Source organism: Alcanivorax sp. HI0007, assembly GCF_001635525.1.
In the GTDB taxonomy this organism is placed as follows: Bacteria; Pseudomonadota; Gammaproteobacteria; order Pseudomonadales; family Alcanivoracaceae; genus Alcanivorax.
Genome location: NZ_LWEJ01000252.1, coordinates 1 through 8596 on the forward strand (window position 1 = coordinate 1; position 8596 = coordinate 8596).

An 8596-nucleotide genomic window follows, 5' to 3' on the forward strand; every position below is an offset into this window, starting at 1 on the left:
CGCCCAGATAGCCGCCCACGTCCAGATAGCCGCCCACGTCCAGATAGCCGCCCACGTCCAGATAGCCGCCCACGTCCAGATAGCCGCCCACGTCCAGATAGCCGCCCACGTCCAGATTGCCGCCCACGTACAGGCCGGCGATCTGCCTGCCAACACTAAATGGCACATCGCACTCAATGCGCAGATCGTCTTCAATGCGAATTACGCCATCTGCGTCCCGCTTGGCCAGCAGCTCTTCGGTCGTCTTGATGATTACGGTCACGGTTTTCTCCCTGATCTTTAGTGTTGTGCGATGTGCCTCGGCATAGCCGGGCAATCAAATCCTTCAGCCTGTACGGCTGGCCATTTACCTTCCTGCACCATCCAGCAGGTGTGCTGCTCTTCCAGCTTGGCGTCCTGGTAGTCCATTTCCCCGGCCATGCACAGGATGGCAACGAGAGCCATCGCAACGGCGGAACCGAGAACAATGTTTCCGTATCTCATGCGGCCTCCGACGGGTAGAGCATGGATTTTATGGGCATCGGAGTTGGCAACCCGTAGCGATGGTTGATTGCCGCCGAGATCAGCGTTTGGCCCCGGTAGCAGGCCAGCGTGACCGGGTGCCCAGCGCCACACAGGTCGATAGCCAGCAGCCATCTGCCGCGCCACTGCATCTCGATTGGCTGGCCCGCGTCGCGGGCAGCGCTCGGTTGGCATATCGCCATGGCTTCGAGCACAGCGGTTTTCGTCATTTTCTCGATAGTAGTAAGGTCTCTCATGGCTTACGGCTCCATCCGTTGTTGTGCGTCCAGCTTCATGCGCTCGTCGCGGGCCTGCTGGTAACGCTCGTCGTCCATCATTTCGGTGATTACGGTGTCCAGAACGGCCCGGAATTCAGGCTTGCGGCGAAGGGCTGCCCACAGCTGTTCCGGTTCGATAACCCGGCCAGCTCCGGTTTCGGCCAGCGCCTCTTCCTCTTCCCGGTCGAAGTCGGTTTTGTCGTCGTCCAGGAAATCCAGATCGTCCACCGGCTGCGCGTTGTCATACGCCGCTTGCGCGCTGGCCATGGCTTGCTGGTTTCTGAGGGCTGAGTTCATGTCTGGCTCCGGGCTGTTCGTTTAGCGTGGGATCATAATCACATAACGTGTTTATACGGTCAACACGAAATGTGTTTAGTTTGAGCAAAAAGACAAAGTCGGCTCAAAATGACCGAAATGGAGGCATAAAAAAACCCGCTCATGGCGGGCTCTATTGGTGGTTTTTCAGGCTACAGCTTGCGCGCGTTCCAGGTCAGCAACACTCGCCCCTCAACCTTAAAGGCGTGCCTGTCACCGTTATCGATGACATAGGGCGGATACTTATCGTTGTCAGAAATCATCAGGAGCGCACCGTCTGGACGGCGCTGGAGGCGCTTAATGTAAAGCTCATCGTGCAGGGACAATACATAGACTGCATCCAGCTTCACTTCTGTTACGCCGCGATCCACCAGCAATACATCGCCATCGCTGAAAGTGCCCTCCATGCTGTCACCCAGGCCGGTTATCAGCGCTAGGTTGTCCAGGCTGGAGTAGATCACATTACGGCTAAGCCACTCCTTGCTAACCCGCATGGTGTCTATTACATCAGGGAACTGGTTAACCAGCTTTCCAAGGCCCATGCTGCCCGCAACATCAAAGCGCTTTATGACGGCCTTGTCCGCCGTGTCGGCATCTGCCGAATAGGGATATGGAAACTCGTATACTTTGGCGGGCATCTGCTCCTCATCCAGCAACTCCATCAGCGAGACGCCCAGCTTGCGAGCTATAAGGCGCAAAACATCCAGCGGCGGCTCTCGAGAGCCCGCTTCATAATTGCCTATTCGGGACTGTGATTCCCATCCACAAGCGCGCGCAAGATCGGCCTGCGACCACTGCTTTCGCTCCCGGAATTGCTTGATTCTCTTACCCAGATTACTCATGTCCGGATAAATATCACAGTTTGTAATGTGCATCCTTCACTTTCCGTGTTGATAGCTAACACATAACGTGTTTAAAATGGGCGCACTACCCCGGAGGAAGCAATGAACAACATCCAGCAAATCAGAGAAGAGGCGCGCATAAAGCAGGTTGACCTGTGCGCGCACCTTGATTGGCGCCAGTCCCGTCTCAGCAACTACGAAACAGGAAACCGAGAGCCCGGCCTACAAGTGGCTCGGCAGATCGTTGATGCCCTGAATGAGCTTGGTGCTGATTGCTCTCTTGAGGATGTATTTCCTCCGCAAAAGAAGGAATCCGCCGCCTGAAGCCGGGCAATGAATTGAGTGCCTGCCCGGCAGTTTGCGGCTACCGGGCAGGTCTTTAGAGGTGCGAACAGATGAAGTGCAAGGTGAGCAGCAATCCCGAGATCGCAGTAATCACCTTTGCCACATCGATCCGTACCTCGATGGTCAGACGCGATTTCATGGCTATTCCCCATGGTCGCGACCTGGCCGGCCAGGTCATGGAAGACCTGATTTGTATAGCGCCTTGCGGGGCGCTCGCTGGTCGCCTGCCTAGGATGGCGGGTCCAGCTGGGGCGTAGAGCGGCACCGCCGCAATCGCCCTCGGACAGCCCCGAAGGGGAGAGTTCAGACGGTTGGACGCCCGTAACGCCGGCGTCGCGAAGTTTCCTTCCGTCTTCTCTCCCTTTCCGGGGGTGCCCTTTAGCCGCCGTGCTATTGGCGACAGCCGGGGTTAGCAGCCCCGGTATCGCAAAGAGTAGCACAGCGCACAAAACAGGCTGAATTTCAGCAAGTAAGTCATCCATGGAGCCAGATTAGATGGACGCAATCAGCAAAGTAATGGGGGAGATACCCCAGAGCATCCAGAAGCACGGCACGGCCACTGAGAAGCTGGGCGCCATCTGGGATGCCATTGGTCGTGACCGGGATTTTTGCCAGAGCCGTCTGGCCATCGAAATTGCCAAGGCCTGGGCCGAGTACCACCTGAGCCCGAACATTCCCACGCACAACGAAAAGCAGGCCTGTGAGCGCATCCGCAAAATGTTCTGCCGGGAATCCCCGCTGCACTTCGATTTTGCGCTTGAGGCGTTCATTCCGGCCCTTCCTGAGCCGTATCAGTCCGCCGCCGTGGCAACCATCTTTCCAAGCCGAACAGCCCGCCAGATGGCTGAGGCTGAGTTCTGCGCGTGGGAGGCCAATGCACGGGCCGACAACATCACCGACCGAATCCGTAATGACGTGGTGTTCCACGGCTTGGACAAGCTTTCAATCGAGCAACTGAAGGTCATTGATCGCGCTTATGCGAACGAGGGTGACAGCATCCAGGCAGTGCGCGGAGTGATCCGGGGGCAGATCGAGAAGCTGGAAGGTGGGGCACGTGCCCCAAGCAAATTGGAAGCAGTTAACCGATAAAGAAAAGCCCCGGCGCTTGGTAGGCGACAACCGGGGCTTTCATGTGAAGCACGAGGTAATCATGCCAAAGCACGAAACGAAAAGCCAGAGACACAAGCGGCTGGCCAGACAGGCCGCAAAGCGCATGGCGGAAAAGCCTTGCACCCGGACCAGAAACTGCTGGTTAAAGCACATCAAAGAGGGTTTGCAGTAATGGCCCGTATTCGCACTATCAAGCCAGAATTTTGGACCAGTGAGCAGATCGTTGAATGTTCGCCGAACGCTCGCCTGATGTTCATCGGCCTGATGAATTTCGCGGACGACAACGGCGTTCACCCAGCTAAGCCCATGCGGATCAAGATGCAGGTTTTCCCTGGGGACGCGTTCGACGCTTCGGAAATTGGCGGGTTTCTGCAAGAGCTGGAGGATGCCGGTTTGATCCGTCGCTATGACGTTGATAGCGAACAGTTCCTGATGATAACCGGTTTCACCAAGCACCAGAAAATTGACCAACCCAGCTATAAGTTCCCGTTACCAAACGGAAAAGTTCCCGAAAATCCGAAGCGTCGCCGTAAGCAGGATTCAGAGAACGAACAAGGAGAGAACGGCAAGTGTTCGGCGAACAATGAGCGAACAGACGGCGAGGGTTCACCCCCGGAAGGGAATGGAAGGGAAGGGAAGGGAAAGGAGGGTAGTCCCCCTGAATCCCCCAAGGGGGGACGAAAGAAACCTGCAACCCCAATCTCTGAAAACTTTACTCCCAACGAGTCCTGCAAGGCTTTGGCTTTGAAGCTCGGTGTTTCGCTGAATAACGAATTGCCGAAGTTTATCAATCACGCCCTGGCCAACGACCGACGGCAGGCAGACTGGCAGGCAGCGTTCCGCACATGGCTCGGAAAGTCTCCTGACTTCGCACCACGGGGACAGCAACCAACTGGCGGCCCGGCACGGCCACGGGAGCTGACCCTTGATTGATCAAGCGATGCAAGCGGAAGACGCCATCATCGGCGCTGTGCTGCTGAACAACTCCGTTCTGTCCAGCCTGGACCTGACCGTGGGGGATTTCGTTACCCCGAACGCCAAGACCGTCTGGCAAGCCATCCAGAACGTGGACATGGCCGGACCGGTTGAGCTGATGACGGTTTGTTCCTGGCTCAAGGAAAACACCGGGGGGCGCGACTGGACGAAGTACCTGTCAGAGCGCCTGCGGAACACTCCCAGCGCTGCCGGGGTGGGCGCCTACGCCAAGGAGCTGCGCAAGGTGCGCCAGAAGCTCGCCGCCACGGAGGCCTGCCAGCAAGCCTTGCAGGAAATCCCCAGCAAGGGCATGGAGGCCATCGACACGCTGATGGGCGCCCTGATGGAGGTGACCGCCACGGCGAAAAACTACGAATACACGATGAAGGAATCGCTGCGCGCCGCCGTGGACCTGATGGAGCAAGCCCGCAAAGGCGAAGTGAACACCATCCCCACCGGGCTGGCGGATCTGGACCACAACCTGGGCGGCCTGCACCCGTCTGACCTGATCGTCGTGGGTGGCCGGCCTGCCATGGGCAAAACCGCATTCCTGCTGAATCTGGCACTGAACGCTGGGCATCCGGTCGGGATTATCAGCAGCGAGCAGCCCCACGAGCAGGTGGGTATGCGAACCCTGGCCATCGGTTCCGGTGTCGGCCTTGGCAAGCTGCGCGCCGGACAACTGACGGCGATTGAGTGGGACGTGCTGCCCAAGACCATTTCCCGGTACACCGATGTGGGAATCCAGATCAACGACCGGTCCGGCATTTCCATCATGGAAGTGGTGCGGCAGGCCCGGAAGTGGAAGCACATGCATGGCATCCGCGCCCTGTACGTCGATTATATCCAGCGCATCAAGTCCACGGACCCGAGAGCCAAGCGCCACGAGCAGGTGGGCGAGGTGGTGCGCCAGATGAAAGAGCTGGCCAGAGAACTGGATATTCCGGTGGTGGCGCTGGCTCAGGTGAGCCGCGACGTGGACAAGCGCAGCAACAAGCGCCCCGGCATGGGCGACATGTCCGACAGCTCCGAAATCGAGAAGGAAGCCGACCAGATCATGTGCCTGTACCGGGATGAAGTTTACAACCCGGACAGCCAGGACAAAGGAATTCTGGAAGTGCTTATCGAGAAGAACCGGCACGGCCCGACCGGCAATGTTCGGACGTACTGGTCAGGCGCCAATCAGCGAGTGCTCAACGTGGCGCGGGAGGCGGTATGAGGGACTTTGCCTTTTTCTTATCTATTGCGCTGGCCAGCTTCTTCGTGCCGGTGGCCCTTATGGACATTGGCGAAAATTTCACAAAGGCGGATGTCTTCGTGAGCTGCAAAGAAGATGGCCGCTTCGAACTCGGAAGCGGCGTTTCAATTACATGCAGAGTGGAGTTGGCGCAATGAAACACAACGCAGCAACCCAACGCGAAAGAATCCGGCAGTACCTGTACCGGTGCCAGTTTGGCGCCACTCGCAACGTCATTGCCCGCGACACTGGCCTGATGGTGCAGACCCTGTGCCGCCGATTGCGCGAGCTGGAAGACCTGAAGCACATCACCCGTGCCCGCCGGAGCATCTGCCCGGTAACGGCCACCTTGAACATTGAGTACCGCCTGAGCGGCAACCAGCGGGCGGCTATGACGCGGAAAGCGGGGAGGGCGGCATGACCCACACAGACCGAATCCTCACCCTGCTGCAAGACGGGCCAATGAGCCGGGGCGAAATCTCCCGATGCACAGGAATACCGCCGAAAAAGGCTCAGTACGTCCTGGTGAACATGCGCGACAAGGGCTTGGTGGAGCTGATAGGCGAGGGCCGCTTTTCCCGCTGGTGCCTGCCGGGTCAGGCGCCGAATAACGTGGCGGATCTGGTGGCGCAGCATGAGCAGAGCGCCGTGGCGCGGTATTTGTCGGGGGCGTTATGACCGTATTCACCGACCAGGAGGCGGCTGTGGAAGAGCTGGAGTGGCTGACAAACACCACCGAAAAGGCCCACGTCATTGTTCGCGCCGGTAGCGGAGAGGAATACCGGTGGCGCGTCGTGCCCCAGTCTGAGGCTGGGAAGCGTCAGGCGCTGGTTATCTGTACGCCAAAGTACCGGGGGTGCGCATGAGCAGAGAGAAGGTTTACCGGCTGCGCGAGGACAACTTCAAACGCGCCCTGGATCATCTCGAAGGCTTGCTGGCTGAGCAGTTTCGGAAGGGGCGTGACTTGCTAGAGCTGGCTGTTCGAGAGGTCAGCAAGACCAGGGAGCAGGAAAAGAAATACCACGCCTTGATCCGCGACATTCAACTGCAGTGCTTCCGGGCCAGTTCTGAGGATGCGGTCAAGGCCGTTCTGGTCAATCAGTTTGCTCTGGAAATGGAGGCGCAAGGAACGCCACTGGCTAACCCTGGCGAAACCACATGGGACTGGAAAAACCAGTGCGCGGTCTATGTGCGGCCCAGTACGAAGGATTTCCGTAAGGGTGAGGCATCGCAGTTTATGGAATACCTGTACGCAGAGGGTTCGGACTTGGGCGTCCAGTGGAGCGAGAAGGCCCAGGCCGTCTATGACGAATATCGGGAGTCAAACCAATGACCATGGCAATTCTTGTCCTTGTGGCAACGGTGTTCGGCACCCTTCTGGCCCTTGAGGTGCGTGACTGGGTATGCGCCACACTTGGAGGTCTGGCAATCGTTCTGCAGTTGGCTGCGCTGGGGGTGCTGTGACGCTAAAAGCGAGCCGCCGCAAGTGCAAAGCGTGCCGGGAGTGGTTCAAGCCGGTGGTGGCGTCGCAACTGGTGTGCTCCATCCCGTGCGCCAAAGCGGCCGGCCCATCCTTGAAGGCCAATAAACGGGCGGCAGAGCGCCGCAAGGAAAACCGGGAGGCAAAGCGGCGCCTCAAGACGCGCTCTGACCACATGCGGGACGCACAGAAGGCATTCAACGCCTACATCCGGGAGCGGGACCAGGGCCGGCCCTGCATCAGTTGCGGGCGCAATGACGGTGAGGTCCGGGCGCAGGCCGTAGGTGGTACATGGGACTGTGGCCACTACCGGTCAGTAGGCGCCAGCCCGGAACTGCGATTCGAGCCCCTGAACGCGCACCGGCAGTGTAAACGCTGTAACCGGGACATGTCCGGCAGGGTGGTGGATTACCGCATCAACCTGATTGAGCGCATCGGGCAGGAGGCCGTGGGCTGGCTGGAAGGAAAGCATGCTCCAAAGAAATACACGATAGAAGATTTGAAGAAAATCAAAGCTCACTACAGAGCCGAGCTAAGGCGACTCAAAAAGGAGGGTGCATGAAAATTTGCACTAAATGCGGTCTCGAAAAGCGTCATGAGGAGTTCAACAAAGACTCGACGAAGAAGGACGGCCTGTATTCATCTTGCCGAGACTGCTATCAAGAATATTACCAGTCTATCAGGGCGAGAAAGCTGGAGTATAAGAGAAAGTATAGGCAGCAGAACAAGGAGCGCATATCTGCCTATAGGGTTGAACACTACAGAGATAATAGGGTGATTCAGATAAATCAGGCTAAGGAGTGGGCCCAGAAGAATCCTTTAAAAAGGCGCGCCAACGAAGCCAAGCGCCGATCAGCAAAAGCTGGCTCAGATTCTCATTACTCTGCCCAAGATATTCGCACGCTTCTTTCCTTGCAAAAGGGTCGGTGCGCAGCTTGCAGGAATAAGCTAAACGGCAAATATCATGTTGATCACATTGTGCCGCTTGCATCCGGGGGAGCTAATGGCCGGGAGAATATTCAGGTTTTGTGCCCGTTCTGCAACATAAGCAAAAAAGATCAAGACCCTGTGGAGTTTATGAAGAAGCGGGGCTTTCTGTTGTGATCCCCCGCACGACGCGAAGAAATACACAATCCAGGATCTCATCGAGATCAAGCTGGCATTCACGAAAATGAAGCGGGAACTCGAAAAGGAGAAGTCATGAACAAGCTTTTGTATTGGCTGGCCGGACGGCTGCCGGCACGAATCATCAGCGATGGCTCGGTGCCCTATCTGGAGCGCTATTACCTGTTCACCATTCTGGGTTGGCGGTTTTACCTGCATCGGTTTGTGGGAAGCGATCCAGACCGTGGCCTGCATGACCATCCATGGTCGCGGGCGTTCAGCCTGGTGCTGCATGGCTGGTATCACGAAGAGCGCCGCTCAGGTCGCCGCAAGGTGCGCTGGTTCAATTCCCTGACCGGCGACACCTTCCATAGGGTGGTGCTTCCATGCCCTCTTGATGGTCGGCCCT

18 protein-coding genes are annotated in these 8596 nt (G+C 57.6%); 13 read left to right on the forward strand and 5 right to left on the reverse strand.

From position 1 onward, the window contains the following. From A3714_RS18290 to A3714_RS13960, 5 genes are all read right to left on the reverse strand, one after another. The coding region (locus tag A3714_RS18290) for a hypothetical protein (RefSeq protein WP_231867864.1) at window positions 1–262 on the reverse strand (262 nt) is incomplete at its 3' end. A 17-nt stretch (window positions 263–279) separates the two neighbouring features. Beyond that, window positions 280–483, reverse strand: a complete 204-nt coding sequence (locus tag A3714_RS13945) for a hypothetical protein (protein ID WP_063508831.1) — start codon at window positions 481–483, stop codon at window positions 280–282. Continuing rightward, a complete protein-coding gene (locus A3714_RS13950) occupies window positions 480–758 on the reverse strand; it encodes a hypothetical protein (RefSeq protein WP_063508832.1) in 279 nt (92 codons plus the stop codon). The genes A3714_RS13945 and A3714_RS13950 overlap by 4 nt, the downstream gene beginning before the upstream one ends. A 3-nt stretch (window positions 759–761) precedes the next feature. Beyond that, a complete protein-coding gene (locus A3714_RS13955; RefSeq protein ID WP_063508833.1) occupies window positions 762–1076 on the reverse strand; it encodes a hypothetical protein in 315 nt (104 codons plus the stop codon). Between the two features lie 170 nt (window positions 1077–1246). Next, window positions 1247–1969 carry a LexA family transcriptional regulator gene (locus A3714_RS13960; protein WP_063508834.1) on the reverse strand — a complete coding sequence of 241 codons (723 nt, stop codon included), beginning with the start codon at window positions 1967–1969 and terminating at the stop codon, window positions 1247–1249. A gap of 69 nt (window positions 1970–2038) precedes the next feature. Between A3714_RS13960 and A3714_RS13965 the strand changes: the two genes are divergently transcribed. The 13 genes from A3714_RS13965 to A3714_RS14025 form a co-directional block, all read left to right on the forward strand. Continuing rightward, window positions 2039–2260, forward strand: coding sequence for a helix-turn-helix transcriptional regulator (locus A3714_RS13965; protein ID WP_063508835.1), 222 nt, complete (start codon window positions 2039–2041; stop codon window positions 2258–2260). Between the two features lie 516 nt (window positions 2261–2776). Then, complete coding sequence (locus A3714_RS13975; RefSeq protein ID WP_063508837.1) at window positions 2777–3370, forward strand: hypothetical protein; 594 nt, start codon at window positions 2777–2779, stop codon at window positions 3368–3370. 192 nt (window positions 3371–3562) lie between these two features. Continuing rightward, a complete protein-coding gene (locus tag A3714_RS13980; RefSeq protein WP_063508838.1) occupies window positions 3563–4324 on the forward strand; it encodes a hypothetical protein in 762 nt (253 codons plus the stop codon). After that, on the forward strand, window positions 4317–5585 hold the full coding sequence (locus A3714_RS13985) for a DnaB-like helicase C-terminal domain-containing protein (RefSeq protein ID WP_156493044.1): 1269 nt from the start codon (window positions 4317–4319) through the stop codon (window positions 5583–5585). Before A3714_RS13980 ends, A3714_RS13985 begins: the two co-directional genes overlap by 8 nt. Further along, window positions 5582–5761 carry a hypothetical protein gene (locus A3714_RS13990; RefSeq protein ID WP_063508840.1) on the forward strand — a complete coding sequence of 60 codons (180 nt, stop codon included), beginning with the start codon at window positions 5582–5584 and terminating at the stop codon, window positions 5759–5761. The genes A3714_RS13985 and A3714_RS13990 overlap by 4 nt, the downstream gene beginning before the upstream one ends. Further along, window positions 5758–6024: a hypothetical protein gene (locus A3714_RS13995; protein WP_063508841.1), complete on the forward strand. Its 267-nt coding sequence runs from the start codon at window positions 5758–5760 to the stop codon at window positions 6022–6024. Before A3714_RS13990 ends, A3714_RS13995 begins: the two co-directional genes overlap by 4 nt. Then, on the forward strand, window positions 6021–6281 hold the full coding sequence (locus A3714_RS14000; protein ID WP_063508842.1) for a winged helix-turn-helix domain-containing protein: 261 nt from the start codon (window positions 6021–6023) through the stop codon (window positions 6279–6281). The genes A3714_RS13995 and A3714_RS14000 overlap by 4 nt, the downstream gene beginning before the upstream one ends. Next, window positions 6278–6469, forward strand: a complete 192-nt coding sequence (locus A3714_RS14005) for a hypothetical protein (RefSeq protein WP_063508843.1) — start codon at window positions 6278–6280, stop codon at window positions 6467–6469. Before A3714_RS14000 ends, A3714_RS14005 begins: the two co-directional genes overlap by 4 nt. Next, window positions 6466–6936 (forward strand): hypothetical protein, encoded by a 471-nt coding sequence (locus A3714_RS14010; RefSeq protein ID WP_063525854.1) that lies wholly within the window; start codon window positions 6466–6468, stop codon window positions 6934–6936. The genes A3714_RS14005 and A3714_RS14010 overlap by 4 nt, the downstream gene beginning before the upstream one ends. After that, window positions 6933–7067, forward strand: a complete 135-nt coding sequence (locus A3714_RS18330) for a hypothetical protein (RefSeq protein WP_255361686.1) — start codon at window positions 6933–6935, stop codon at window positions 7065–7067. The genes A3714_RS14010 and A3714_RS18330 overlap by 4 nt, the downstream gene beginning before the upstream one ends. Next, the gene (locus A3714_RS14015) at window positions 7064–7645 is read left to right on the forward strand and encodes a recombination protein NinG (protein WP_063509124.1); all 582 of its coding nucleotides are present in this window, start codon (window positions 7064–7066) and stop codon (window positions 7643–7645) included. The genes A3714_RS18330 and A3714_RS14015 overlap by 4 nt, the downstream gene beginning before the upstream one ends. Beyond that, window positions 7642–8187: an HNH endonuclease gene (locus tag A3714_RS14020; protein ID WP_063509123.1), complete on the forward strand. Its 546-nt coding sequence runs from the start codon at window positions 7642–7644 to the stop codon at window positions 8185–8187. Before A3714_RS14015 ends, A3714_RS14020 begins: the two co-directional genes overlap by 4 nt. Before the next feature lie 96 nt (window positions 8188–8283). Next, window positions 8284–8596 (forward strand): hypothetical protein (locus tag A3714_RS14025; RefSeq protein WP_197463423.1); only part of this gene is annotated, 313 nt, incomplete at its 3' end.

Excerpts from the sequence above, each read along its gene's own strand:
- A3714_RS13945 (WP_063508831.1), bottom strand. The coding sequence starts at position 483 with ATGAGATACGGAAACATTGTTCTCGGTTCCGCCGTTGCGATGGCTCTC.
- A3714_RS13950 (WP_063508832.1), bottom strand. The coding sequence starts at position 758 with ATGAGAGACCTTACTACTATCGAGAAAATGACGAAAACCGCTGTGCTC.
- A3714_RS13955 (WP_063508833.1), bottom strand. The coding sequence starts at position 1,076 with ATGAACTCAGCCCTCAGAAACCAGCAAGCCATGGCCAGCGCGCAAGCG.
- A3714_RS13960 (WP_063508834.1), bottom strand. The coding sequence starts at position 1,969 with ATGCACATTACAAACTGTGATATTTATCCGGACATGAGTAATCTGGGT.
- A3714_RS13965 (WP_063508835.1), top strand. The coding sequence starts at position 2,039 with ATGAACAACATCCAGCAAATCAGAGAAGAGGCGCGCATAAAGCAGGTT.
- A3714_RS13975 (WP_063508837.1), top strand. The coding sequence starts at position 2,777 with ATGGACGCAATCAGCAAAGTAATGGGGGAGATACCCCAGAGCATCCAG.
- A3714_RS13980 (WP_063508838.1), top strand. The coding sequence starts at position 3,563 with ATGGCCCGTATTCGCACTATCAAGCCAGAATTTTGGACCAGTGAGCAG.
- A3714_RS13990 (WP_063508840.1), top strand. The coding sequence starts at position 5,582 with ATGAGGGACTTTGCCTTTTTCTTATCTATTGCGCTGGCCAGCTTCTTC.
- A3714_RS13995 (WP_063508841.1), top strand. The coding sequence starts at position 5,758 with ATGAAACACAACGCAGCAACCCAACGCGAAAGAATCCGGCAGTACCTG.
- A3714_RS14000 (WP_063508842.1), top strand. The coding sequence starts at position 6,021 with ATGACCCACACAGACCGAATCCTCACCCTGCTGCAAGACGGGCCAATG.
- A3714_RS14005 (WP_063508843.1), top strand. The coding sequence starts at position 6,278 with ATGACCGTATTCACCGACCAGGAGGCGGCTGTGGAAGAGCTGGAGTGG.
- A3714_RS14010 (WP_063525854.1), top strand. The coding sequence starts at position 6,466 with ATGAGCAGAGAGAAGGTTTACCGGCTGCGCGAGGACAACTTCAAACGC.
- A3714_RS18330 (WP_255361686.1), top strand. The coding sequence starts at position 6,933 with ATGACCATGGCAATTCTTGTCCTTGTGGCAACGGTGTTCGGCACCCTT.
- A3714_RS14020 (WP_063509123.1), top strand. The coding sequence starts at position 7,642 with ATGAAAATTTGCACTAAATGCGGTCTCGAAAAGCGTCATGAGGAGTTC.